This is a genomic window from Nonomuraea sp. NPDC050643 (assembly GCF_040654715.1).
GTDB lineage: Bacteria > Actinomycetota > Actinomycetes > Streptosporangiales > Streptosporangiaceae > Nonomuraea.
Genome location: NZ_JBFAIM010000089.1, coordinates 1 through 25,283 on the forward strand (window position 1 = coordinate 1; position 25,283 = coordinate 25,283).

Below are 25,283 nucleotides of genomic sequence, written 5' to 3' on the forward strand. Positions count from 1 at the left end.
GTCTGCGACAGTTCGGCTCCCGCGGTGCGCTCGCCTGTGGCCGCGTCGATCGAGGTGTAGGTCAACCGCCCGTCCGGCAGCACCCCGTACACCGACGCCACGCCGTGCGGACCGTCGATGTAGGGCCAGATCGTGTTGACGATGATCTGCGCGTCGGAGGCCTCGACCTGGTACCGGTCAGGGTAGGCCGACACCTGGACGGCCTGGCACACCTCGCCGATCGGCGCGGTCCGCCAGCCCCCGTTCGGGTAGACACGGAGCATCTTGTCGAGGAAGGCGTTGGTGGCCCACGTCGGGTTGAGCCGCTGGGTCCTGCTTCCCCAGGAGGCTCGCTGCTGGAAGAGTCCCAGACTGTCGTGATCGACCTCCTCGCTGATGTTCTGGATGCTGGACTCGACGATGGTCGTGGCGATCGCGATCGCGGCGGCCCGCTTCGGCAGTCCGCGCTCATGCACGCCCTCGATCACCCTGCGGGCGCAGGAGACGCGGTAGGCGGTCATGTAGCCGCGCATCTTGTCGTCGAGCGTGCTGTTGAGCTGGGAGGCCAGGACCGCGTCGGTCGGGGTGGCACCCCCGGGATCGCAGGCGACCGTCGCGTAGGAGGCGGTGACGTCCGACGCCTCCATCGGCGGGTCCGTCGGCTCGCCCAGCGCGGGGTGGGTCCCGGCGGTTAAGCCGATCAAGGCGATCACAGCGGTGGTGGTGACGGCAGCGCGCGACAGCAAGGTTCTGAACACGGCGGAGCCTCTCACGAACTGGTGACGGTGTCGGGGCTGGCTGACAGCAGTGTCTGGGTCCAGCCTTCGGTGTCCACCGCGCTTTGTCCGGTGAGGTCGTCGCCTTGGCCGTCTTGTGGGTCTTGGTCGAAGTAGCGGTGTAGTGATCCGTCGGTGTTCTTGTGGCCGTAGTAGACGCCGCCGCCTGGTGAGAGCAGGTGGTCGAACACTTGCCAGGTGGTTTGGCGTAGTTCGTGGCGCTGGTATGAGGCGGCGCCGTTGATCTTGTAGGAGAGTAGTAGGCCGTTCGTCGTTGTTCCCAGGATCCAGCCGGGGGCGCTCGCGGTGAGGGTTTTGAGGGTGAAGCCGTTGCCGATCAGGGTGTTGGCGGTGATGTCGGCCAGGACGGGTTTGTCGGTTGTGAGCTTGTAGCGGCGTAACGCGCCGTCGGCGATGCCGAACAGGTAGGTCGATCCGTCGTAGGCCAGGTGGTCGTGGGTGTATCCGGTTCCCAGAAGTACCGGGGTGGCGAAGGTGACCTGGTCTCTGACCGATACGATGTCGACCCGGTACAGCCGGCCGCTGGGGGCGTCTTCGGTCACCAGCAGGGTGTTGAAGTTCAAGGTCGCCATCGCTTTCGGCTTGAACCCCAGTGAGGTCTGCGACAGTTCGGCTCCCGCGGTGCGCTCGCCTGTGGCCGCGTCGATCGAGGTGTAGGTCAACCGCCCGTCCGGCAGCACCCCGTACACCGATGCCACGCCGTGCGGGGACACGGTGCCGCAGTTGCGGCTTTCGACGTTGTTCCACTCCATGCCGTTGCCCTGGCCATAGGTGACGCCGTTGAAGATCGGCCGGATGCGCTCGGAGTCGGCGCTGCCCCACGAGGCGTGCCCGTCGCCGTTGGTGTCACGGGCCAGTTCGAAGTGCAGGTGCGGGTGGTTGTTGGACAGCTCCCCGGTCTTGCCGACCTTGCCGATCACGGCACCTTGCCGCACCCTGTCGCCGGCCGAGACGGCGCGGGACTGCAGGTGGATGTACGTGGTGAAATAGCCGCCGCCATGGTCGATCTGTACGACGTTGCCGCCGTTGTCGTGGTGGAAGGACCGGTCGACGGTCCCGCCGGCGGCGGCGATGAGGGTGGCGCCTTCGGTGCCGTGCTGGTCGGGCTCCTTGACCATGTCGAGAGCGGGCGCGTGCGCCCAGCTGTTCAACTGCCATTTCTGCCCGCACAGGAAGGGAAGCTGGAAGTCCGGTACGGCCAGCGCCGGGCTCGTCAGGCCGACGATTCCGAGCGCGGCGGCGAACATGGTGGCGATGATTCCGCGCCATAAAGCGGATGGGGACATGCCATTCCTCCAGATGAATTCATCCAGCGATGCGACGTGCACTATTCCGGTGCGTTTTCGCGGTGCGGACTCGACCGTAAGGAGCAGCGGTATGGCGCGGGTTTAACGACTGCATGAGCTGACGAGCTGCGCTGTGCCTCGCCCTGCACGAGGACGGTGCCGATGCGCAGAGCGCGGCGGAGTACGGTGCGCGGCATGTCGTCGGCGATGACCGGGCGGTCGGTGCCCGTGCGGGCGGTGGCGTCGAGGGCTTGCGCCCGCCACCGGTCGGGCCGCTCGCTGCGCGGAAGACATCCGCCGGAGGTCCGTTGGGATGCGTCCCGGCTCAGGGCGCGCCCGTCAGTCGGTCAGGAAGAGCCTGCGCTCCGCGGCCCCGCTCTCGAAGTCCTCCAGCGGCGCCGCGGGCAACAGGTTGATCATCATGTGCACCAGTGCGGCGCACAGGACGGTGGGCGCGGCCTGCGAGTCGAAGGCGAACCGGGAGCTCACCGGCGCGGTCAGCACCACGTCGGCCTGCTCGGCCACCTTGCTGACGGCGTGGTCGGTGACCAGCACGATCCGCAGCCCGCACCGCCGCGCCCAGCTCAGCCCTTCGGCCAGCTCGCGGGGATGGCGGGGCAGGCCGAAGGCCAGCAGCCAGGTGGCGCCCGCCTCCGCCGCCCGGCTGAGCCGGTCCTCCAGCACCGACCCCGGCGCGTCGATCACCCGGACGTCGGGGTGGGCCTTGGCCGCCAGAAACCCGAACAGGGACGCCAGCGGCGCGGAGACCCGCAACCCGACCACGGGCAGCGGCCGGGAGGCGGCCAGCGCGGCGGCCGCCTCGGCGAGTCGTCCCTGATCGTCGAGGTTGTCGCGCAGCCGTTCCAGGTTGCGGATCTCGGAGTCCACCATGGACTGCAGCTCGCTGCCCGCCGGGGGGCGGGCGCCCTCGCCGTCCGTGACGGCGGCCCGCAGGTGGTCGCGGAACTCGGGGAAACCGGCGAACCCCAGGGCGGCCACGAACCTGGTCACCGACGGCTGGCTGATGCCGACCGCCTTGGCCAGGTCCATGCCGTTGAGGAAGACCGCCTCGCGAGGATGGTCCTGCAGGTAGCGGGCGATCCGCCGTTGCGAAGGGGAGAGCCGGTGCCCGTCGAGGAGTTCCCTCAGCCGCGCGGGGACGTCAGACGAGTCCCATGCTCTTGAGCCACTCATCGGCAACGTCCTCGGGGTCTTCCTTGTCCACGTCGGTACGGCGGTTCATCTTGACCAACTCGTCGGTGGTGAGCTTGGCGTTGAGCCCGACGAAGGCGGCGGTCAGCTTGTCGGTGACCTTGTCCGCGCGGACCAGCGGCGCGATGTTCTCCGTCGGCGCCAGGTGCTTGGGGTCCTCCAGCACGATCCAGCCGTTGTCGGCGATCGCCGGGTCGCTGCTGAATCCGTCGGCGACGTCCACGTCACCGTTCTTCAGCGCGGCCTTGCCGAGCGGACCGCCCACGTCGAGAGACTTGAACTCCTTGAACTCGATGCCGTACAGCTTCTTCATGCCGACCACGCCGATGAAGCGGGTCTTGTTCTCAGGCGGCGCGCCGTACACGAGCTGCTTGCTGATCTTGACCAGGTCCTCCAGCGACTTCAGGTTGTGCTTGGCGGCCGTCTCCTTGGTGACCAGCCACACGGTCTGGTCCTGCGCCGGCGCGTAGGGGAGGATCTTGAGCTCCGGCGGGAGGGTGGCGGCCAGCGCCTTGGCCTCGCCGTCGCCGTCGGAGGACGTGGCGTCGGGGTCGAGGTAGGCCATGAGGGCGCCTTGGTATTCCGGCAGAAGGTCGATCTCGCCCTTCTTCAGGGCCGGGAAGATGATCTCCCGGGAGCCCAGGTTGGGCTTGACCGTCACCGTGTAGCCCTTGCTCTTCAGCAGGCCCGCGTACACGTAGCCGAGGGTGACGTTCTCGGTGAAGTTGGCGGTGCCGATCACGATCGTCTCGCCGCCCGGCGATCCCGGCGCGGACGTGGTGGCGGACGGGCCGGCCAGCGTCGTGGTGCCGCCGCCGCAGGCGGTCAGGGCCAGGACCAGGCCGAGAAGGCCGACGCTCAGTTTACGCATGTGCTTCCTTTCGGGTGTCACGGAGTCCCCGGGGGGTGAGGGCCCGTTGCAGTGCGGCGAGCAGGAGGTCCGTGGTGATGGCGAGGACCGCCACGGAGGCCGCCCCGGCGAGGACCTGAGGAAGGTCCCGCTGCGCCAGCCCGTCGAAGAGGTAGCGGCCGAAACCGCCGAAGCTCACGTAGGCGGCCATCGTCGCGGTGGCGATGACCTGGATCGCGGCCAGGCGGATACCGGCGAGGATCAGCGGCGCGGCGACGGGCACCTCGACCTGCCACAGCCGTTGCCAGCCGGTCATGCCCATGCCGCGTGCCGCGTCCCGCAGTTCCCGCGGCACCGCCGCCATGCCGGCATAGGTGTTGGTCACGATGGCCGGTACGGCGAGAACGACCAGCGCGATGTAGACCGGCCACAGGGAGAGCCCGCTGACCAGGAAGACCAGGGTGACGATGCCGATCGTGGGCAGCGCCCGGCCGAACCCGGTGGCGTTGATGGCCAGGAAGGCGCCGCGTCCCGTGTGGCCGATGGCCAGCCCGATGGGGAGAGCGATCAGGGCGGCGGCGAGCGTGGAGAGCGCGGAGTACTCCAGGTGCTCGGCCAGGCGGGCGAGCAGCCCGTCGCCCCCGGTCCAGTGGGCGGGATCGGCGAACCAGGCCAGGATCTGCCGCAGGAGTTCGAGCATGGCGTTACCGCCTCGTCCATGGGGTGAGGCCACGCTGGACGCCCACCAGGACGGCGTCGGCGACCACGGCGAGCAGGAGGGTGAGGGCGATGCCCGCGATGATCGGCTCGGCGAAGTTCCGCTGCAGCCCGTCGGCGAACAACTGGCCGAGCGCGCCTTGGCCGATGACGAGGGCGACGCTGGTGAGGCTGATGGTCATGATGGTGGCGATGCGGACCCCGGCCATGATCACCGGTAGGGCCAGCGGCAGTTCGATCGCGATGAGGGTCCGGGCTCTGCCGTACCCCATGGCTCTGGCGGCCTCGCGGACGCGCGGCGGGACCGCGGCGAGCCCTTCGACGATGTTGCGGACCAGGACCACGAGCGAGTAGAGGGTCAGGCCGATGACGGTGGTGGTGAGGCTCAGCCCGGTGAACGGCAGCAGCAGGATGAACAGCGCGATCGACGGCACCGTGAAGATCACGCTGGTGACGCCGAGGATGAGCCCGCGCAGCCTGGGGACCCGGTGGGCCAGGACGGCCAGCGGAAACGCGATCAGCAGCCCGCAACCGACCGAGATCACCGTGGTGATCACGTGCTGCAGGGTCAGCTCCGCCATCTCGTCGACGTGGCCGGCGAACCAGGACCATCTCACGTGGCCACCTCCTGACCGTCGTCGCCGATCACGGCGGAGCGGTGCGCCGCGGCGGCCCGCAGCACGTCGCGCTCGGAGGAGACTCCGGCGACCCGGCCCTCGGCGTCGACGCGGACCACGTGGCCTCGTGGCGAGGAGACCACCGCCTCCAGGGCGTCCAGGAGGGTGCCGCCGTCGCGGACGGTCGCGACTGGCAGGCTGTTGCCTTCGGCGTCCACCCACGCGTGCGGCCTTCCGTCCGCCTCGACCGCGACCATCCAGCGGATCCCGGCCGCGGCGGCGGTCGCGGCCACCGTCTCGGCGGGAGCGTCGCGGGCGACGGTCGTCACCGGGAGGGCGGGCACCTCCTTCAGCGAGCCGAGCGAGAGCAGCCGCAGGCCGCGCTGGGCGCCGAGGAACTCCGCGACGAAGTCGTCGGCGGGGTGGGCCAGCAGTTCGGCGGGGGTGGAGTACTGCACCAGGCGGCCGCCCTGGCGGAAGACCGCGATCCGGTCGCCGAGCCGTACCGCCTCGTCGATGTCGTGGGTGACGAAGACGATCGTCTTGCGCAGTTCCTTCTGCAGGCGGAGCAGCTCATCCTGGAGCAGCGTGCGCACCACGGGGTCGACGGCGCCGAACGGCTCGTCCATGAGCAGGATGGGCGGGTCGGCGGCGAGCGCTCTGGCCACGCCCACCCGCTGCTGCTGGCCGCCGGAGAGCTGGTGCGGGAATCGGGTGGCCATCTCCTGCGGGAGCCCCACGATCTCCATGAGCTCCTCGGCGCGGGCCCGCGTACGTTTCTTGTCCCAGCCGAGCAGCCGCGGCACGGTCGTCACGTTGTCCAGGACGGTCTTGTGCGGGAACAGGCCGCTCTGCTGGATCACGTAACCGATGCCGCGGCGCAGCGTGTTCTCGTTCAGCGTGGCGACGTCCCGCCCGTCCACCGTGATCGTGCCGGAGGAGGCCTCGATCATCCGGTTGATCATTCGAAGGGTGGTGGTCTTCCCGCAGCCGGACGAACCCACCAGGACGGTGGTCTCCCCCTCGTGCATCTCCAGGTCGAGGGCGTCCACGGCGGTCGTGCCGCCTGGATAGACCTTGGTCACCGCTTCGAATCGGATCACGGATTTCCCCTTGAATGGAAAGATTCACTGAGAATTCTGAATGAAAGGGGTCTTTCACAGCAAAGTATGTTAATTCTGGGTAAATGTGAGCGATTCAAGGAGATTCGGGCTGGGTGGCGAGCCCTCGTCGGGCGGGCCCGGCACCCGTTGCAGCAGCCCGTCGACCACGTCGTAGTGGCCGATGGCACGCAGCGGCGGCGAGTAGACGTGGATCGTGATCGCCCCCGCCTCGTGATCCATCCGGTGAATGCCCGAGCCGGGAAGCGAGAACGACTCGCCGGCGGCGTAGGCGCGCACGCGGCGCACGCCGTCGATCGGCAGCCCCTCGTTGGTCACCCTGCCCTCCAGGACGCAGATGCCGACCGCGGAGCCGTCGTGGTCGTGGTAACCGGTGTCCCGCCCCTGCCACCAGGTGTTGAGCCAGGCGACCGACTGTTCGTCGGACCAGAGCAGGACGTAGGAGCCCGGTCCTTCCCTTGGCAGGGTGCCGGTGTCGAAGTCGGCCGCGGCGCGGCGGGCGCGCTCGGCGCATTCTGCGGGGGTCAGGTGCATCGTGCTCCGTCCTCGGTCGTATCAGGGCAGGTCGTCGCTCGTGAGCCAGCTTTGGAGCGCGTCGATGTCGCCGTCGGCGGCCTCCGGCGTGGTGAACGGGATCGACTCGCGGGTGGCCTGGTAGGCCCGCAGCGTTCCCTCGCCGAGCTCACCGGTGATGCCGCGCAGGTCGATGGCCTGGGCGGCGCAGATCAGCTCGACGGCGGCGAGTCGTACGGCCAGGCCGGCCATGTCGTGCAGGCGGCGCGCGGCGGTGGGCGCGTTGGTGATGCGATCCTCGATGCCGGCGGCGATGCCGCTGGTCGGCTGTTCGAGGGTGACCGGATGGGCCAGCAGCCGGGCCTCGGCGGCCAGGCTGGCGGCGCCGTTGGCGACGATCGCCAGGCCGTCGCCGGGGGAGTCGGGGTCCGGCCGCAGCCCGGTGGTCAGCCCCGTGAAGGAGCCGTCGAGCAGCTTCTGCACCCGCTCGCCCGCGATCGTGACCGCCTGGGCGAGACCGAGCCGCGCGTAGTCCAGGCCGATGGCCACCGGGGTGATGTCATGGTTGCCGGTGGAGATGGCCCGGTCCTCCCCGGCCAGGACGATGGGGCTGTCACCGGAGGAGGCGAGCTCGACTTCGAGGTTGTCGCGACAGTGCCCCAGCGCGGCCCGAGCGGCGCCGTGGGTCTGCGGGACGACCTTGAACGCCAGCGGGTCCTGGAGCATCCTCGGGCGCCGCGCCCCGGTCAGTAACCCGCCGCCACGCAGCAGCTTGTGCAGGCGTTCGATGGTCATGGCCACCCCCTGGTGCGGGCGGACGGCGGCTATCGCGGGGTGCAGGGCGTCCACGTTGCCGCAGAGCGCCTCCAGGGAGGTGGCCGCGGACACGTCCAGCGCGCGCAGCGCCAGGTCGGCGCGGTGCAGGGCCAGGCACGCGACGCCGACGGAGTAGGAGTTGGCGCAGACGATGGCGTGCGCCTCGCGCGGCGCGAGCACGATCGGCGAGTAACCGGCGGCGGCCAGCGCGGCGCCGTCCTCGCCATGGCCGATGAGGGCCAGCCCGATCTCGGCGAGCTGGCTGAGGTCGGCCTGGCCGATCGACCCGAGCTGGTGGACACGAGGTGTGACCGGGGTGTCGAGGGCCGCGCAGAACGCCTCGGCCAGGTCCGGCCGCACCCCCGCCATGCCGACGGCCAGGCCCGCGGCGCGGACCGCCATCACCGCCCGGACGAACGGGGGCGGCGCGAGCTCGCCGTGCCCGACCCGGTGCGCGCGCAACAGCCTGACCTGGAACTCCGCCTGCTCCTCCGGGGCCACCGGGACGGTCTTGATCGCCCCCACCCCGGTGGTCAGCCCGTAGACCGCGTCGCCGCGCGTGAAGGCGGCCTCCAGCACGGCACGCGAGGCCAGCATCCGCTCCCTCGCCGCCTGACCGAGCACGATCCGCCTGCCGTGGGCGACGGCCACCACGTCCTCCGGCCGCAGCGGCCCGTCCCCCAGCACCAGCGGAGCCCCGGTCACCGCGGTCCCTCCTTCTCGTTGAGCAGGGCCAGGATCGTGTCGCGGCGGTGGGTGAGCTCGCGCACCGCGTCCGGCCCGTACGCGCCGCGGAGTCCGGCTCCGCCCCGCATCCCGCTCTCGCCCCGGTCACGCGCCTGCCGCAGCAGCCCAGGGACGTCCGTCCGCCGGGAGAGCACGGGGAACAACTGCTCGACGACGGCCTCGTGAACGTCCAACCCCGCCGCGTCCATGGTGGCGAACGGCCCGATCGCCGCCCACCGGGCCCCGAGACCGTCGACGACCGCGCGATCGACGTCGGCGACGGTGCAGATCCCCGCCTCGACCAGCGCGTACGCCTCCCTCAGCAGCGCGTACTGCAGCCGGTTGGCGACGAAGCCGGGCACGTCCCGCCGTACCGTCACCGGCCGCTTGCCGATCCGCTCGGACAGTGCCGTGAGGTGCTCCAGCGTCTCCGGCGCGGTCCGCGGCCCGCCGACCACCTCCACCAGCGGGACGAGCTCGGCGGGGTTGAACCAGTGCCAGCCGGCGAACCGTTCAGGGCGGGCCAGCCCGCCCGCCAGGTCGGCCAGGCGCAGCGAGGAGGTGTTGGTCGTCACGATCCCGTCCTCGGCCACGAGCGCCTCGGCGCGTGCGAGCACATCGCGCTTGGCCCCGGCATCCTCGGCGATCGACTCCACGGCGAGCGTGAACGGACCTCCTGGTTCGCCGGCCACCACGGAGACCGGCCGTCCGGCGCCCCTTCGGGCGATCTCGGCGCGCACCCCGTCCACCACCGAGGCCCGTCTGACCTGGACCACGGTGTCGAGGCCGGCCGCCGCGAGGCAGGCGGCGATCCCCGCGGCCATCGTGCCGCCGCCGACGACGAGCGCTCTCATGACCAGAACCCCTGGTCGTCGAGGTAGGCGAGGAGGATCTCGCCCGCGCCCTGGACATGATCGCGCATCGCGCCGCGGGCGCGCCTGGCGTCGCGTGCGCGCAGAGCCGCGGCGATCGTGTCGTGCTCGGTGACGTTCATCGTCGTCAGCGCCGCGTGGTCGTGGGCGAGCGCTCGCCAGACGGAGTCGCGGGGAAAGAACGCCCGCAACTGCTCGATGGTCTCCACCAGACGGCGGTTGCCCGAGGCCTGGTGGACGCAGCGGTGGAAGGCCGTGTTCCAGGTGGCGACGGCCGCGTCCAGCTCCGCCTCGCCGAGTCGCTCGGCCGCGGCGACGACCTCGGTCAGCCGGGCCTGCGCCCGATCGAGCTCGTCCAGGTCCTGCTCGCGGGCGCGGGCGCAGGCCAGCTCGCAGGCGAGCCCCTCCAGGTCGGCGCGCAGCTCGTACACGTCGGCCACCTCGGTCCTGGAGGGCACGCGCACGGTGGCGCCCCTGTTGGGCACCACCACCACCAGGTTCATCGCCTTGAGCTGGCGAAGCGCCTCTCTGATCGGGGTACGGCTGACGCCGAACCTGACCGCCAGCTCCTCATGCTGGAGACGCGCCCCGCCCGGCAGCTTGCCGTCAAGGATCTCGGCCCGCAGCCGGAAGGCGATCTCGTCGGCCAGCGCCGTGCCGTGCACGGGACGCTGCTCGGGGGGTTCCGCAATCATGGCCGGGAGACTACTTTGCATCCATGGATGCAATCAAGAGGATGGGGGAGCCGGCGCCCCGAGGCGACGTTCTGCGCTGCAAGGGCTGGGAGCAGGAGGGTGTGCTGCGCTGCCTGCTCAACACGCTCGACCCGGCGGTGGCCGAGGACTCCGCCCGGCTGATCGTGTACGGCGGGCGAGGGCGGGCGGCCCGCTCCTGGGCCGACGTCGACGCGATCGTCTCCGGCCTGGAACGCCTCGGCCCCGACGAGACCCTCATCGTCCAGTCCGGCAGGCCCGTCCTCGTCCTGCCCACCCACCCGGACGCGCCGCGCGTCCTGATCTCCACCGGCATGGTCGTCCCCGCGTGGTCGGGACCGGAGGAGTTCCGCCGCCTGGAGGAGGCCGGCCTGACCATGTACGGCCAGATGACCGCCGCCTCCTGGTTCTACATCGGTACGCAGGGCATCCTCGGCTTCACCCACGAAACCCTCGCGGCGATCGCCCGCCGCCACTTCGACGGCACGCTCACCGGCCGCCGCGTGGTCACCGCCGGACTCGGCGGGATGGGCGGCGCCCAGGGCCTGGCCATCGCCAACCTCGGCGGGCGGGCGCTCCTGGTCGACGTCGACCGCGACCGGGTGGAGCGACGGCTCGCGGCCGGCTGGGTCGACCGCGTGGCCCCCGACTACGCCGCCGCGGTGGCCGACCTCACCGGATCGGCCGACCCGGCCGCCATCGCCCTGGTCGGCAACATCGCCGACGTCCTGCCCAGGCTGGTGGCCGACGGGATCGCCGTCGACGTCGCCACCGACCAGACCGCCGCGCACGACCTGGACCGCGGCTACCTCCCGCTCGGCTACGACGTCGACCAGGCGCGGGCAGCGGACCCCTCCGCTCCCGCCTACCGCTCCGCCGTACAGGCCACGCTGAAAGCGCACGCCGCCGCGCTGCTGGCGCTCCGCGAGCGGGGAACCGTCGTCTTCGAGTACGGCAACAACCTGCGCGCCCAGGCCGTCGCCGCCGGCGCGGAACGGGCGGCCGAGATCCCCGGCTTCGTGGCCGAGTACGTCAGGCCGATCCTGGCCAAGGGCGTCGGCCCCTATCGCTGGATCTGCCTCAGCGGCGACCCCGCCGATCTGCGGCGCAGCGAGGAGGCCGTCCTGGAGGTGGCCGGGACGCCCGGCCTGGAACGCTGGTTCGCGCTGGCCAGGAAGCGTGTCACCCCGCAGGGGCTGCCCGCCCGTATCTGCTGGCTCGGCCTCGGCGAGCGCCACGCCGTCGGCCTGCGCCTCAACGACCTGGTACGCAGGGGCGAGATCGGCCCGCTCGCGCTCGGCCGCGACCACATGGACCCCGCCTCGGTCGCCTCACCGACCCGGGAGACGGAGAACATGCGCGATGGCAGCGACGCCATCGCCGACTGGCCGATCCTCAGCGCCCTGCTCAACACCGCCCAGGGCGCGACCTGGGTGGCCGTCGGCAACGGCGGCGGCGTCGGCGTCGGCCGCAGTGTCCACAGCGGCCAGGTGGTCGTCGCCGACGGCAGCGCGCTGGCCGAACACAAGATACGCCGCGTCTTCTGGGCGGACCCCGCTCTCGGCGTCGCCCGCTACGCCGACGCCGGCTACGAGGAGGCGCTGACCCAGGCCCGCCAGCACGGCCTCACCCTCCCGAGCCAGATGGGCGCGGAGCAGCCGTCCGGGGGTCACCAGACGATGCGGGCCGGAGCCGGGTCGCCCGGCCCGCCGGACGGACGCCCGAGCGCGCAGCCGTAGAGCACCCGGCGATCGAGGGAGAAGCGCTCCGGAAGCCTGGCCAGGAATCCGGTGACGATCCCGGCACGCGCGGCCAGCAGGCGGACCGTTCCCGCGGCCATCGCCGCTCCCGCCAGGAGACGGCCGCTCCCGTTCTCGAGGTCGGCGTCCGGCTCCGTGGTGAACAGCAGCACCGCGGACGGCGACAGTCCTCGATCACCCAGGTGTCCTTCGAGATCCGCCGGATTCGGATCACCCCGGCGATCGGGTCCGCCGGTCCGCTGGAACGAGCCGGCGACGCCGCGTGTGTACAGGGCACAGCGCGGTGGCCCTGATCCCCAGACCTCCCGGACCCGGGCGAAGGCGCTCGTGACCAGCCGCGTCAGACGGTCCGGGTCGAGCGGCTCGTTGCCGAAGCAGTGGCTCATGGGCAGCCGGGGGCGCCTGGACGGACGCGCGACCGGCCGGGCGGGCGTGAGGTCGACGACCGCCGCCACACGCTCGCGGTCCGGGTCGAGGTCGAGGTCGAGGCCCATGGAAGGCCAGGGGTGCGCGGGCGTCACGATGCGGCGCACGCGGGCCCGCCATCCGGCGGGGCGGGCGTTGTCGGCGACCTGGGCGAGCGCCAAGCCCGTGTCGCCGTAGAGCAGGCGCAGCCCGGGTTCGCGGAACGTGCGGGGCAGCCAGGTCAGGTCGTGCGTCAGCACCAAGGTGACGCCGTCGCGGTCGCGGCTCACGGGGGAGGTGAGCTCCACCAGGTGGCGGGCCGCCGGATCGACGAAGTACGCCCGGTCTCCGTCCGCCAGGTCACCGAGCAGGTACGTCCGGATGGCCCCGGCCGGCGCGGCGGAAGGGACGAGGTGCTGCTCGCCCAGCATCCAGGACATCGCGCGTACCGGCTCGTGAGGGCTGCGCCGCGAAGGGAGCCGGCGCTCGGTCAGGTACCACTTGGCCGGTATGACCACATCGCCAGCGTGTCCGGAGGCGGTGTGTCCGGACGCGCGGGGATCGCTTCCGGCCGGCCGGGCGGCGATCCGCACCTGCCCGTCGACGTTCAGGACGTCGATGACGCGATGCCGTTCGTCGTCATCCCCGTGGCCGCCGAGAAGGCGCAGGGCCGCGCCGACGGCGACGCCGGCCGTCACACCTGCCAGAGCCGGATCGGGGCCGCCGGCATCGGGGCCGCCGGGCGGCGCGGGATCGCCGGGCAGGAGCAGCGGGCCGATCGAGACGGCACGGGATCCGGCTCGGACCGGCAGCAGCGGGCCCGGCCGGTCGGCCGTCGTCTCCGCCCCGCTCAGCACGCTGATGGTCAGGCCGGCCGTGGCGCGGGCGTCGTCGACCGTGCCGACCCCCGACTGCCGGAGCAGATCCACGAGCAGGTCGCGCAGGGGAGGTGCGCCCGTGACGGCGACGGTCGAGGCCTGCAGCCGCCGCCATATGCCGCTCGCTCGTGCGGAGGGGAACGAGCGCCGCAGGAACGTCCGCATCGGGGCGGGCCCTCCGAGGCCGGCGCGGGCCTCGGTGAGCCGGAGCAGGTCGCGCCGCGCGAGAAGCGACACGACGCTCCTGACGTACGCGACCGGCAGGCCGAGGCCGGTCCCGATCTGGTCGAGGGTCCGGGTGCCGTCCAGCAGGGGGAGCAGGTCCGGGAACAGCCCGCGTGCGAGCCTGCCGGTGAGGAGCTCCCGCCGCTGCCCGCCCTCGACGATGTAGCCCTCGGGCACCGGCACGAAGGCGAGCCCCTCTGTGAGGCGCGGATACCGGCTCATCGACCGGCTCCTTCATCGCAGTCCGGGCATCCCTCGGCCGGTACGACCCGCCAGGAGGCCACTTCGTCGGTGCGGCAGTCGATCGTCATCAGCGTGCCGGTACGGCCCCCCTCCATCTCCCGGGCGAGCGACAACGCCAGACCGGCGGCCAGCATGGACTGGTGCGGCGGAATCCCGCGCACGCCCAGGTGGGGGTCCGCCGTCAGCGCCTGTTCGATCCCCGCGGTCACGGCGTCCGCGGCCTGGTCGTGCTGGCCCGCCCGAGTGAGATAGCAGCCGTGGCATGGGCCCAGGCCGAAAACCACGGCAGGCCCGATCCGGATGTAGGGGTGCCGCAGGGTGACCGGCAACCACGGAACCCTTGCCGAGCGCGCGGCGGACGCGAACGCCTCGAACTCGGCCCGCACGTCCCGCCAGGCCGCCCGGACGCAGAGGCCGGCGCCGGCCAGGAAGGCGGGCGGATGGGACACCGGTTCGCGCGCGATCCGCACCGGACCTCCCACGGGCGTCAGCAGGGCACGGAGGTGATCGGCGACGGACGAGCCGAAGTCGCCACTGGTCACGATACGTACGTCGGCGGTCATCTTCCTCAGGCCATCGGTTGCGGGTAGGGGTTGAGCCGGCGTTCAGGGTGGGCGCGAAAGCCCATCCGGCCGGGCGCGGAATAGAGCCGGCCGTGGCCGCGGTACTGCACCAGCGGGCGGGCCGACATCGGCTGCAGCTCGGGAATCAGTACGCGGACGGCGACGTGGCCGCTGTCGCGTAGTTCACGTGTCGTGAGATCGACCGCGAGGGCCGTCATGTCGAGCCGGGCGAGGCGTCGCAGGAGGAAGTCGAGGCGTTCGCGATCCGAAGCCGGGCCATGGTCCAGCAGGGCCGAAACAGGGCGTGCCCCCAGGTCGTCGAGCAGGAATCGGAAGGCGTCGCGCCGTGCCCTGCCGGCCATCACGGCCGCGCCGTCCTCCACCGACCGGTGGTCCGCGTACCTTCGCGGGAGCCGGCGTCGAGCCTGGATGCCCGGCCTGAGTCCCATGGTCTCGAGCAGCGCGTGCTCGGCGAGGGAGTGGACGTCGAAGCCGCAGGCCGCGCCCACGAGCTGACCCGTCCGCGCCACGGTCTCGGTGGTCTGCAGGCAGTACACGACCGGGACGCCGAGGTCGGTGGTGGCGTCGTACAGATGGGATTCGATCCCGCGCTCCGCGCACCACCTGACGATCGACCGCGCGGCGGGGGACAGGCGGCTGTCCGCCAGCAGGGGGAGGGCCAGGCGCTGGAGCCAGGTCAGCGCGATCGCGTCACGTTCGATCACCTCGCAGATCGCCCCGACCACCGCCGCCTCGAACGACCGGTGCACCGCGCAGCCGGTGGAGATCGGAATCCAGAAGTTCTCCGCGCGCAGCTCGGGGAACTTCAGGAACGCCATGACGGCGGGCACGAGGAGGCCCTGGCCGGTGTGCAGGTCCGTGGCCTCGGTCCAGCGGATGGGCCGCGTCCTGTCGGCGGCCTGGACGGGGCATCCGGCTCTGCTCAGCTCCCGGGCCGAACATCGGGGCACCCGGTCGAGATCCAGGGCGCCGGACCCCAGCTCGTACGCGGAGGCCAGGGTGAGCCTCCGCTCGTCGACGACGAGCCCCGCGTACCGCTCCAGCGCCTCGGCGACCGCGAGCAGGCGGGCTCGGTCCGGATCGTCGTACGCCCGGCCCGTGCCGTAGCCGGCGCGCGCGTCCGGCCGGTACGGGCCGATCACCGCGGACGGGTTCCCGGTGAACGCCGCGTAGATCGAGCATTCGTTCGGCATCCAGCCGTCGGTGGCGATCCGCTGCGGGTGGCCGACCGCGCCGAAGGGCCCGGCCAGTTCCATCAGGGCGGACGGCTCCGCCATCGGGGCACTCCCTTCCATGTGCTGATCAGCCGGCCAGCAGCATCAGCAGGCCGACGCCGGACCGTGTGGCGTGGCCGCCCGCCGCGAGGTGCAGGTCGCGCAGTGTGAGCGCGATGGTGCGGCTGACCGACCGCGTGCCGGCCTTGGTCTCGTACCATCGCCAGTCGCCGTCGGCGTTCACCTCCAGGAACACCACGCCGTCGTCGGTCAGCAGCACGTCGAACGCGCCGAAGGCGAGGCTCCAGCGCTCGGCCAGACGCGCGACGACGGCTCTCACCTCGGGGACGCGCTCCTCCGCGCGCACCCGGACGGCCTCCTGGGCGCGCCAGATGGCGTCGGGCGACGGCTTCGACACCTCGAACATGATCAGCTCGCCGCGGACGAAGTACACGCGATACTCCGCCCTGTGCCGCACGTACTCCTGGACGACCAGCGGTGGGAGCCCGTCGTGGCAGCCGATCTCGCCACGCGGCAGGACACGGGGAGAGAGGCCGTGCAGCGTGCCCGGCACCGGCTCGGCGAAGTGCGGGCCGAGCGTCTTCACCACCAAGCGGTCACCGGGGAGCCGCCGCGCGGCTTCGGCGGGATCGGTGGTCACGATCGTGGCGGGGATCCGGATGCCGGCCCTGGCGGCGTCGTTCAGCTGTTCGAGGAGGCCGAGGCCGAGGCCGGGGCCGGGGAAAGCGACGGGAGCCAGCTCCGGCGACTGCCGGACCAGGGCGAGCCAGGAGTCCCGGTGCAGCACATCGGCGGGCGACCGCGGGAGCGCCATGGCGGAGGCCCAGAACCTGCGGGTCCAGCACGCCGTGGGACGTACGAGAGACCCGTCGAGCCGCAGGAGCCCCGGATCATTCAGATCGAGCTCGATCGAGCCGGGATCGTCGGCGTCGACACGGCGGGACGGAACGCCGAGCAGCGCGAGAACGCGCTGCAGCTCGGTCGTCTCCGGATCGGCCCGCCGGGTGAAGAACACCACGCATCCGCCGGCCGCCGAGCCGGTCGGACGGCCGGCGTGGGGCTGGTCGCCGTCCCACGCGCCGAGCCGATACGTCCACTGGTCGAACATCCGGCCGGCGACGGTGGAGTCGGCGGTCATCCCGTGTCCCGCCCGCCGGTGAGGACCCCTTCCGCGGCGGCCAGCAGGCTGACCGCCAATTCCACGGTCGCCGGGTCCGCGACGCCCATCGCCTTTCCGATGCGGTCCAGCAGGAACGCGTTCTCGTCGGTGAGCGGCGACCCGTGCGTCCGGTGCCGGGCGCGGATCAGTATCTCGAGACTGATGGCGGCCTGGACCGCGAGCAGCGAGAGCACGTCGAGGTCGGCCAGCTCGCTGCGGGAGGCGACCGACGGATCGAGGACTTCCAGCACCCCGATGCAGTCCGAGCTCCGGATCAGCGGTGCGGCCATCAGGCTGTTCGGCACGTAGCCCGTCGACTCCGCGGTGAGCCGGGAGAACCGGCGGCTGCCGGAGAGATCGTCGACGTAGACCGGCTGGCCGCTCATCGCGACCCAGCCGGCGATGCCGGTCCCGGCGGGGAAGCGCGTACCGGGAAGGTGGGCGTCACCTTGGCCCGCGACGGCTTCGAAGACGAGGTCTCCGGAGTCGCCGTCGATCAGGAAGATCGACGAAGCCGCCGCGCCGAAGACGTGGCGGGCGATCTCGACCACCGAGTGCAGGAGCTGCCGTTCAGTCAGCGGCGTCTGGTGGGCGGGCTGGGAGTTCGGAAGGGTGTAATTCTGCAGAGGCATGGCGAACTCCATTGAGTGTGACGTTGCGCGCGGTCTGGAAGAGCACCGATCTGAGCTGGAAGGGGGTGAGCCAGCGGTGCTTGCTGAGGATCCGCGCGCACAGCCCGGTGATGTGCGGCGCGGCGAAGCTGTTGCCGGAGTTGCGCGTACGCCCGCCACCGGGAGCGGCGACGGGGACCTCCAGCCCTCGCGCGTAGAACTCCACGGGCGGCGACGGGTTGTAGTAGTGGAGGAAGGGGTCGGGTTGGTCGTGGCTGGCGACCGAGATGACCGAGGCGAACGGCCAGGGAAAGCTGTGCACCGGCATGTTGTGCGCGGAGACGACCAGGATCGAGCGGCGGAAGTAGGCCCGGTCCGCGAGCTCGTGGAGCGCCGGCAGGAATTCCGGCTTCGTCGTCGAGAGACTCAGGTTGATCACGTCGAATCCCGAGTCGATCGCCCAGCCGAGACCGGCCAGCAACGCCCGCCCGGTCCCGCTGATGGAGTCGGTCAGCACCCGCATCGACGACAGGGACGCCTTGGGCGCGAGCGAGCGCACGATGCTCGCGCACGCCGTGCCATGTCCCGCGGTGTCGACAGGCTCGGTCGGCGCGATCCCTGGTTCGCTCTCGTTCTCGAAGACGACGGTCATCGCCTCGTCGATCGGCGCGACGAGCGGATGGCCGCCGTCTATCCCGCTGTCGACGACGCAGACCCGGACCCCGCTCCCGTCGGCTCCGCCCCAAGCCCATTCGGCGGTGACGCCCTCCAGGTGCACCATGGGGAGAGCCGGCAGGGCCCGGTGCGAAGTCGGCACACCCCAGGCCGGTACGCCGGGAAACTGCGCCGCCGCCTGGCCATGCCATGGCAAGGTCATCTCTCACCTCCGTTGCCGGTCGCCGCCCAGCGGCGCACCGCGTTCGCGGGCAGGGTCGCGCCCTTCGCCCGGTAGTGGCTCTCGGCCTCGGCGGCGGCCCGCGCGGCCTCGTCCAGCCGGCCGGCGGTCCGGGAAATGATCGCGAATTCGAACCATGCGTCGCCGAGCAGGCACGGGTCGTCGGTGGAGATCGCGTGGAGCGCTTCACGGGCCAGGTCGTAGCCCTCGTCGGGGTGTCCGTCCACTCCCGCGAAATGGGCCCGCAGCAGACGCATCCAGGTCCGCGCGCGGGCGACCAGGCCGGTGCCGTGCTCTGCCGCCTCCAGCTCGGCGAAGGCGCGGCGGGCCGGGCCGTGGCGCCCGGAACGGAGGGTTTCCCGCACCGCGTAGACCTCGAGGGTCAGCGCGGGCTGGAGGTGACCCTGGTTGCGCAGCATCGTCGCAGCCTCCTTGAAACGCCTGCTCGCCAGGTCGTTGCTGCCGGTCAGGGAGAGCAGGACCGCTTCCGACTGGTTGATCGCGATCTCGGGGAAGGCGGCGCGGAGCGCGGAGGCGTCCTGTCGGGCGGCGGACAACGTCGCCCGTGCCTCGCGCACCCGCCCGGCGAGGGCGAGCAGGCGTGCGCGTGCCGCCATGACCGGGATCAGCAGGAGCCGGTCGGCTTCGAAGGCCCGCATGAGCTCGTCGCACAACTCCAGCCCGGCGGCGACGGTCGCCGGGGACCACTGGACCAGCTCGCCCAGGGCGCTGGAGAGCCGATGCTCGATCCAGCGCTCGTCGAGCCGTCGTGCCCGGGCGAGCGCGGCGCGGAATTCGGACTCCGCCCTGCCGATCTGGTCGGCGCTGAGCTCGACGAACGCCTTGAACTGGTGGAACAGGCACCAGCCCAGGTCATCGCCGACCCCATCGCCGAGCCCGTCGCCGAGCCCGTCGCCGAGCCCGGCTTCGTGGCCCGCGACCGCGCGCAGCGCGGCCTCGAAACCGAGATGGCCCAGACGGAACCGGACGATGTCGCGTTGCAGGCCGAGCGTCACCCGCTCGGCGGTGTCGACCTCTGTCAACCCGCCCTCCAGGACGCGCAGCGCCTCATCTCCTTCACCCTGTGCGAGCATCGCCTCGCTCAGGCGGATGGTGATGTCGGCGTATCGGCGGCCCCGCTCGGTGTGCAGATCGAGGGCCCGCCTGAACAGCGACCTGGACGCGTTCGTGTCGCGGCGGTGCAGCGCCGTCGTCCCCTCCTCGACCAGCAGAGCCACGGCCCGGGAGGACAGGGACGGCAGGCTCGGCTCGTCCGGGTCGACCTCCCGGAAGAGCAGCGCGGCGCGTTCGGCGTGGTACATCGTCTCCGCCGGGGACGGTGCGCGGTCGGCCAGCCGCGTATGCCACCGTGCCCGCAGCGTTTTGGCCGTCATCGCGTAGCAGGTGTCGCGGATCAGCGTCTGCGCGTGTAATCTGCCGGCTCCCAGCGGCTGGACGAGGCCGCGCCGCGTCAGGCCGGCCAGTGCGGCCGTCACGTCACCGTCTCCTGCGCCGTCCGCCGTCGCGAGTGCCAGGAGCTGGCCGGCCTCGAAATCCCGGCCGCAGCTCGCGGCCCACTGGAGCGCGCGTCGCTCCGGAGCCGGAAGGGCGTCGATCCGCGCCCGCAACAGGGCGGAGATCGTCGGCGGGAGCGCCGGCGCCGCCGCGCCCCCGTCCGTCAGGGCGTCGGCCATCAGGGTGACGAACAGCGGGTTTCCCCCGCTGAGCTCGGCGATGCCGTCCGTCATCGTGTCCTGGAGGTGCCCGCGCACCTCGGCGGCACCGGACGTCAGCGTGCCGATCAGCGTCGCCGTCTCGACCGGGCTCAGCGGTGCGAGCCGGATGCGGGAGCCCGCCCACGAGCCCGCCCAAGGGGCCGGCTCGTGGTGGCTCTCCAGCAGCTCGTTCCTGGCGACGCACACGACGAGGACGGGAAGACCGGAGAGCTCCCGGGTCAGGCTCTCGATCAGGTCGAGCAGCACGCGCTCCGCCCAGTGGAGGTCCTCCCAGATCAGCACCAGGGGCCGCCCTTCGGCGATGGCCGTGAACAGCCGGGCGACGGCCCAGCAGATCTCCTCGGCGCTGACCGGCAGGCCGCCAGCCTGCGCCTCGTGGCCGGCGATGAGCGACAGGGTCCTGCGGGCGCGTCGGCCGGGCGCGTCGGCGCCGAGCAACCTCTCGAGCCGCGGCCGGCCGCCCGGCATCGAGTCGCGCAGCATCGACTCCAGCGGATGGAAGGTGACATCCCTTCCGTACGGCTGGCAGGAGCCGGTCAGCACCGTCGCCTCGGCGAGCTCCGGCCGGGCGGTGAATTCGCGCACCAGGCGGGTCTTTCCCATACCAGATTCCCCGTGCACGAGGAGGCGGCGGCACCCCGCGCCGGCGACGACCCGGCCGTAGGAGGCGAGCAGTTCGCGGAGCTCGCGGGAGCGGCCGATCATGGGGGTCTGGACGGTGGACGGCACGGCCGTCTCGGAGGTGACCCGCCACGCTCGCTCGGGCTCGGCCTTGCCCTTGAGCGACAGTGGCCGCAGCTCCTCCAGGCCCGTCCGGCCCCGTACGAGCTGCGCCGCCTCGGCGTTCACCAGGATCTCACCGGGGCGCGCGGAGCCCTGCAGCCTCGCGGCCGTGTTGACCGTGTCACCGACGATCCGCAGGTGCGCGCCCGGACTGGTGATCACCACGACCTCTCCTGAGCCGATCCCGCAGTGCACGTCGAGCTGCACGTCGGCGAGATGGAACTCGGCGCTCAACCGCCGGACGGACTCGACGACGGCGCGCGCGGCTCGTACCGCGCGCAGGGCGTCGTCCTCGTGGACGACCGGGACGCCGAACACGGCCATGATGGCGTCGCCGATGTACTTCTCGATCACTCCGCCGTGTTCGGTGATGCGGTCGCTGCAGACCCGGTAATAGCGATGAAGCACGCTGTGCAGCAGCTCCGGATCGAGTCGTTCGCCCAGCGCGGTCGACTCCACAAGGTCGATGAACAGGACGACGACGTTCTTGCGGGCCTCGGGCGCCGACTCGGCGACCGCCGCCACGGCGCCGCAGGACGAGCAGAACCGATCGCCCGCCGACAACGCCGAGCCGCACGCGCGGCACATCGCCTGCTCGGACATCGGTGCCTCTCCCACGTCACAAGATCTTGAGGTCCTGGCCCTGGACGTCCGGGGCCGCCGCGTCGAGTCGGCGTTTGACCCGGTTGAGCACGTCCACCTCCTCTTCGCTCAGGGTCTCCAGGACCGCTCTCTGCTCGGCGGAGAGCACGTCCACCCAGTGACCACCGGTCCGCAACGCGGACAGGGCATCGAACGTCATGGTGCCGTCACCTTTCTTGCTCGACAGGCTGCTCAACAGGCTGAGGGCCGCCGACGACCGCGCCGGCGCCGCCGGTGAACTGGTCGCCTGGACGGTGGTTACGGAAGGCGGGCTGCGTGATCGCCCAGAGCATTCCCAGGGCCATCGCGCAACCGGCGATCGGGAAGAACGCGGTCACGCCGAACCGCTCGACACCCCACCCGGTCACGGCCACGGAGAGCGGAAAGGTGCCCGACATCGCCAGCAGCATGACGCTCATGACCCGGGCCAGCAGGGGGCGCGGCGCCCAAAGCTGCAACATCGTCATGATGGAGATCCCTGACCAGCCGTTGGCCACGGAGAACACGGTGATGCACACGACGGCGCCCGCCAGCCCGCCGGAGAACGGCACCGCGGCGACCGAGGCGCCCATGATGAACACCAGGATCATGAGCAGGTAGCCCGGCCTCATTCGCCGCAGTTCGACGCGGGCCAGCAGGGCTCCGGCGATCATGCCGGCGCCGAGCGCGGCGAGGAGGATGCCGTACCCTCCCGCGCCGAAGTCCCGGTGGGCCAGGGTGGGCAACGCGACTTCCGCCGCACCCGCGTAGACGAAGTTGCCGATCACCGCCGCCACCAGGACGACCTGCAGGAACCGGCCGCGTAGCAGCACCGCTCGGAACGTCACCGCGTCCTTCTCCGCGCTCTGCTCCCCGGCCGCCCGGCCCTTCGGCACGCGGAACGCGAGCAGCGCGGCGGCGGAGACGAGATAGGAGCCCGCGTCGACGAACAGCGCGGGTGCCGGCCCGAGACCGGAGACCAGCACGCCGCCCAGCGCCGGACCGAGCAGGCTGCCGAGCTGGGTCGCGACAGAGGACATCGAATTGCCCGCGGTCAGGTCCTTCTCCGGCAGGACGGCGGGAAGCAGCGCGAACGAGGCGGGGACGAACACCCCGCCGCAGACCCCGAGGGCGACGGCGATCGGCGCCAGCACCACGAACGTGGGGGTGACGGTGGAGGAGAGCAGTCCGAGCAGCATGACGAGGACGAAGCGGATGGCGTCCGCCGCCAGCATGACGGCGCGGGCGTTGATGCGGTCGGCGAGGATCCCGCCGAGCGGGATCGCGATCGCGCGGCTGATCCCGAAGCAGGCGAGCACCGCGCCGAGCAGGCCGGGGCCGCCGCCGGAGGACAGGATCAGCCAGGGCAGGGCGATGGCGTAGCAGAGATCCCCGATGCTCGACGTGAACTGGCCGAGGAGCAGCCACGGGAACCCGCGTACGGCCATCGGCCCCGACACGAGGTGGGCCCTGAACGCGGCGAAGGGTGTTCGGCTCACGATTTCTCCTCACCTGCCACGGCGGCCGTGCCGGAAGGCATGATGATGTCCTCGATGATCCCCGCGACCTGCGACGGCGCGGGAAGGCCCGGCCCTGTCCGGAGGCTTTCGCCGGCGATCTCCCAGCAGGGCGTCATGACCGGCCCGGCGATGTGGTGGCCGTCCGCCCTGAGCTGCAGCACATTGCGCTGGACGGGCGGCTTGCTCCACATCGCGGCGTTCATGCTGGGAAAGAAGATCGCGGCTCCCTGGTAGGCCAGCAGCGTCGCCGTGAGCAGGCTGCCCGCGCACCCCTGCGCCGCCTGCGCGAGGACGTGCGCGGTCGCCGGGAGCACGATGAAGTGGTCGGCCCATCTGGCCAGCCGGGCGTGCCCGGGGTCGAAGTTGTTCTCGCCCTCGCAGAAGACGGCGTCGCTCACCAGACGCACTGTTCGCGGGGGAAGGAACGTCGCGGCGGTCGCGGTCATGATGACCTGGACGCGCAGCGCGGGCAGCCTGCGCAGCGCCAGGAGATAGCTGGGCAGGTTCATCACGTTGGCGGCGCCGCAGGCGCCGATGAGCAGGTTCTTCGCGCCGGTGGCCGGATCGGGGCCCATCGGGTTCACCGTGCCTGGACCGGCCGCAGGCCGAGGCGTTCGGCGGTCAGGTCCAGACGCCCCTGGAAGTTGTGCTTGTAGCTGGGGCACGGTGGATTGCCCTCGTGCCAGGCCTTGGGGCAGGAGCCTCCGCACGTGGGGAGGAAGACGCAGCCTTTGCACCACGACTTGCCCTGTTCCACCTCGTCGTACCAGCCGTCGAACTCTCCTGCCGGCCGGAAGACGGGAAGGTCGTCCTGGCTGATGTGCCCAAGTGCCGCCGTCCGCTCCGACTCCGGCACGAGCGGGTGATCGGTGCACGAGAAGATGTTCCCGGTGCCGCTGATCAGCTCGGCGGTCGCCTGCACGGCCGGGCACGTCACGCTCTTGGCCAGGGTGGGCATCCGCATGAACGGCAGCCCGCGCTCCTGCATCAGCCGGAGCCAGCCGAGCTCGCGCTCGGCGTAGACCTTGCCGGCCAGCTCGATCGCCGAGACGTCGTTGCTCCACGGGCGGACCCGGGCGAGCGAGAAGGTCACATTCGGCCGGGCGAACCCGAGTTCGGCCATCAGTTCGACGTAGCGCGGGATGCTGTCCTGGTTGTGCACGTCGACATTGGTCCTGAAGTCGAAGACCACGTGCTGGTAGTCGGCGTTGTCGAGCGCCGCTCGGATCGTCCGGACGATCTTCCAGAACGAACCGGCGCCGCTCTTCAGCGGGCGGTGGACGTCGTGGATGTCGGGTGGGCCGTCCACGGTCAGATAGAACCTGGTGACCCGGCACTCCGTGATGAGCGTGTCCAGATTCCGGCTGTTGAGCAGCGATCCGTTGGTCACGATCTGGGACGTGTACGCGACGCCCTCCTCGTCGGCGACCCTGACGAAGTCCTTGGCCAGGTCCCGGATGATCGCGTAGCCCATCATCGGCTCCGAGCCGAACCAGTCGACAAGGGCCCGCCGGGTGGTCGGCAGGCGCAGCGCGCGCAGGACACGCGCCCGGACACGATCGCGGTGGTCGGCGGTCAGCCCGCCCCGCACGTGTTCCTGGCCGCAGTAGGAGCAGCCCATGTTGCAGAAGGAGGTGGGGAGGAGGATGAAGTTGACCTCCGAGACGTCCCGGGCGGCGGCTCTGTTGCGGTTGAGGATCTCGGCGAGCTCGTCCTGGCCGTCGGGGACCAGGATCTGCGCCGCTCTCAGTGCCGCACGCGTGCCGGGGGAGATGGCGCCGACGTCGCCCGCGCGGAGGGCCGCCACGACCTCGGGAATGACGAACAACAGCTCCGCGGTCCGCGTCGCGTAGATGAGCTGAACCCGTACGCCGCTGTCGTCCGCATAAATGTGATCGCTGGTGACGAAATAGTGGCCTATTTTCTCCCGCACGTTCACCGCCTAGTCCCGCGTCGGTTGTGGCCGGCCCGCCGGATCGCGGCGGGCCGGTTTCTTATACGCCTCTAGCAGAGGGTGTTGTTCTTGTTCTGCTGGCCTTCGACTTCCGGCGCCGCGGCATTGAGGCGTTCCTGAATGACGCCAACGACCCTCAATTCTTCTGGGCTCAGATCCTCGAAAACCACTCGTTGCGCTTCTGGAAGCCTGTCCAGGCCTGCCGCACGGAGCTGCGCGAGGGGATCGTTGGACATGCCAGACTCCTCTCTTCATGGGGTGTCGCGCTGTCGTCACCGACGATATGCAGGGCCTCGAACAGCCGTCCAGAGTGCGGGCCGGCGCAATTCTTAAGACGCCGCCGAATGGTCTTAGGACAACGCGGAGATTCTTAGGAGAATCCCGCTCCGGGCGGCTTCGCCCGGCCGGGCTTTCGGATAAGCTGCGCATTGCCGAATACATTCGAAAGAGGCTTT

General features: G+C 71.3%; 24 protein-coding genes. 1 reads left to right on the plus strand and 23 read right to left on the minus strand.

Features of this window, described 5'->3' with window-relative positions:
* The 11 genes from AB0I15_RS59225 to AB0I15_RS59275 form a co-directional block, all read right to left on the minus strand.
* The coding region (locus AB0I15_RS59225; RefSeq protein ID WP_358117914.1) for a hypothetical protein at nt 1-737 on the minus strand (737 nt) is incomplete at its 3' end.
* Between the two features lie 11 nt (nt 738-748).
* Complete coding sequence (locus AB0I15_RS59230; protein ID WP_358117916.1) at nt 749-2,104, minus strand: M23 family metallopeptidase; 1,356 nt, start codon at nt 2,102-2,104, stop codon at nt 749-751.
* 297 nt (nt 2,105-2,401) lie between these two features.
* Nucleotides 2,402-3,256, minus strand: a complete 855-nt coding sequence (locus tag AB0I15_RS59235; RefSeq protein WP_358117919.1) for a MurR/RpiR family transcriptional regulator — start codon at nt 3,254-3,256, stop codon at nt 2,402-2,404.
* Nucleotides 3,225-4,145, minus strand: coding sequence for an ABC transporter substrate-binding protein (locus tag AB0I15_RS59240; protein WP_358117921.1), 921 nt, complete (start codon nt 4,143-4,145; stop codon nt 3,225-3,227). Before AB0I15_RS59240 ends, AB0I15_RS59235 begins: the two co-directional genes overlap by 32 nt.
* The gene (locus tag AB0I15_RS59245; RefSeq protein ID WP_358117924.1) at nt 4,138-4,824 is read right to left on the minus strand and encodes an ABC transporter permease; all 687 of its coding nucleotides are present in this window, start codon (nt 4,822-4,824) and stop codon (nt 4,138-4,140) included. The genes AB0I15_RS59240 and AB0I15_RS59245 overlap by 8 nt, the downstream gene beginning before the upstream one ends.
* A gap of 4 nt (nt 4,825-4,828) precedes the next feature.
* Nucleotides 4,829-5,458: an ABC transporter permease gene (locus AB0I15_RS59250; protein WP_358117927.1), complete on the minus strand. Its 630-nt coding sequence runs from the start codon at nt 5,456-5,458 to the stop codon at nt 4,829-4,831.
* The gene (locus tag AB0I15_RS59255; protein ID WP_358117930.1) at nt 5,455-6,561 is read right to left on the minus strand and encodes an ATP-binding cassette domain-containing protein; all 1,107 of its coding nucleotides are present in this window, start codon (nt 6,559-6,561) and stop codon (nt 5,455-5,457) included. The genes AB0I15_RS59250 and AB0I15_RS59255 overlap by 4 nt, the downstream gene beginning before the upstream one ends.
* 69 nt (nt 6,562-6,630) lie before the next feature.
* Nucleotides 6,631-7,113 (minus strand): hypothetical protein, encoded by a 483-nt coding sequence (locus tag AB0I15_RS59260; protein ID WP_358117933.1) that lies wholly within the window; start codon nt 7,111-7,113, stop codon nt 6,631-6,633.
* A gap of 21 nt (nt 7,114-7,134) precedes the next feature.
* Complete coding sequence (locus AB0I15_RS59265; RefSeq protein WP_358117936.1) at nt 7,135-8,613, minus strand: aromatic amino acid ammonia-lyase; 1,479 nt, start codon at nt 8,611-8,613, stop codon at nt 7,135-7,137.
* Entirely contained in the window at nt 8,610-9,488 is an 879-nt protein-coding gene (locus AB0I15_RS59270; RefSeq protein WP_358117939.1) for a 3-hydroxyacyl-CoA dehydrogenase NAD-binding domain-containing protein, read from the minus strand. Before AB0I15_RS59270 ends, AB0I15_RS59265 begins: the two co-directional genes overlap by 4 nt.
* A complete protein-coding gene (locus AB0I15_RS59275; protein ID WP_358117942.1) occupies nt 9,485-10,201 on the minus strand; it encodes a GntR family transcriptional regulator in 717 nt (238 codons plus the stop codon). The genes AB0I15_RS59270 and AB0I15_RS59275 overlap by 4 nt, the downstream gene beginning before the upstream one ends.
* A 23-nt stretch (nt 10,202-10,224) precedes the next feature.
* On the opposite strand from AB0I15_RS59275, the gene AB0I15_RS59280 reads away from it, so the two are divergent.
* Nucleotides 10,225-11,958 (plus strand): urocanate hydratase, encoded by a 1,734-nt coding sequence (locus AB0I15_RS59280; RefSeq protein WP_358117945.1) that lies wholly within the window; start codon nt 10,225-10,227, stop codon nt 11,956-11,958.
* On the opposite strand, the gene AB0I15_RS59285 is transcribed toward AB0I15_RS59280, so the two are convergent.
* From AB0I15_RS59285 to AB0I15_RS59340, 12 genes are all read right to left on the minus strand, one after another.
* Complete coding sequence (locus tag AB0I15_RS59285) at nt 11,889-13,709, minus strand: hypothetical protein (RefSeq protein ID WP_358117948.1); 1,821 nt, start codon at nt 13,707-13,709, stop codon at nt 11,889-11,891. The genes AB0I15_RS59280 and AB0I15_RS59285 overlap by 70 nt on opposite strands.
* Nucleotides 13,706-14,293: a TOMM precursor leader peptide-binding protein gene (locus AB0I15_RS59290; RefSeq protein ID WP_358117951.1), complete on the minus strand. Its 588-nt coding sequence runs from the start codon at nt 14,291-14,293 to the stop codon at nt 13,706-13,708. Before AB0I15_RS59290 ends, AB0I15_RS59285 begins: the two co-directional genes overlap by 4 nt.
* 5 nt (nt 14,294-14,298) lie before the next feature.
* Nucleotides 14,299-15,591: a YcaO-like family protein gene (locus tag AB0I15_RS59295; RefSeq protein WP_358117954.1), complete on the minus strand. Its 1,293-nt coding sequence runs from the start codon at nt 15,589-15,591 to the stop codon at nt 14,299-14,301.
* Between the two features lie 25 nt (nt 15,592-15,616).
* Nucleotides 15,617-16,687: a hypothetical protein gene (locus AB0I15_RS59300; RefSeq protein WP_358117957.1), complete on the minus strand. Its 1,071-nt coding sequence runs from the start codon at nt 16,685-16,687 to the stop codon at nt 15,617-15,619.
* Entirely contained in the window at nt 16,684-17,340 is a 657-nt protein-coding gene (locus tag AB0I15_RS59305) for a GAF domain-containing protein (RefSeq protein ID WP_358117960.1), read from the minus strand. The genes AB0I15_RS59300 and AB0I15_RS59305 overlap by 4 nt, the downstream gene beginning before the upstream one ends.
* On the minus strand, nt 17,279-18,196 hold the full coding sequence (locus AB0I15_RS59310; RefSeq protein ID WP_358117963.1) for a S8 family serine peptidase: 918 nt from the start codon (nt 18,194-18,196) through the stop codon (nt 17,279-17,281). Before AB0I15_RS59310 ends, AB0I15_RS59305 begins: the two co-directional genes overlap by 62 nt.
* Nucleotides 18,193-21,336, minus strand: a complete 3,144-nt coding sequence (locus AB0I15_RS59315; protein WP_358117966.1) for an AAA family ATPase — start codon at nt 21,334-21,336, stop codon at nt 18,193-18,195. The genes AB0I15_RS59310 and AB0I15_RS59315 overlap by 4 nt, the downstream gene beginning before the upstream one ends.
* A 16-nt stretch (nt 21,337-21,352) precedes the next feature.
* Nucleotides 21,353-21,535, minus strand: coding sequence for an aroma-sacti cluster domain-containing protein (locus AB0I15_RS59320; protein ID WP_358117969.1), 183 nt, complete (start codon nt 21,533-21,535; stop codon nt 21,353-21,355).
* Between the two features lie 7 nt (nt 21,536-21,542).
* Entirely contained in the window at nt 21,543-22,853 is a 1,311-nt protein-coding gene (locus AB0I15_RS59325; protein ID WP_358117971.1) for an MFS transporter, read from the minus strand.
* Nucleotides 22,850-23,449, minus strand: coding sequence for a flavoprotein (locus tag AB0I15_RS59330; protein WP_358117974.1), 600 nt, complete (start codon nt 23,447-23,449; stop codon nt 22,850-22,852). The genes AB0I15_RS59325 and AB0I15_RS59330 overlap by 4 nt, the downstream gene beginning before the upstream one ends.
* Before the next feature lie 5 nt (nt 23,450-23,454).
* On the minus strand, nt 23,455-24,807 hold the full coding sequence (locus AB0I15_RS59335) for a radical SAM protein (RefSeq protein ID WP_358117977.1): 1,353 nt from the start codon (nt 24,805-24,807) through the stop codon (nt 23,455-23,457).
* A 71-nt stretch (nt 24,808-24,878) separates the two neighbouring features.
* On the minus strand, nt 24,879-25,064 hold the full coding sequence (locus AB0I15_RS59340; protein ID WP_358117980.1) for an aroma-sacti cluster domain-containing protein: 186 nt from the start codon (nt 25,062-25,064) through the stop codon (nt 24,879-24,881).
* Nucleotides 25,065-25,283: the final 219 nt, after the last annotated feature.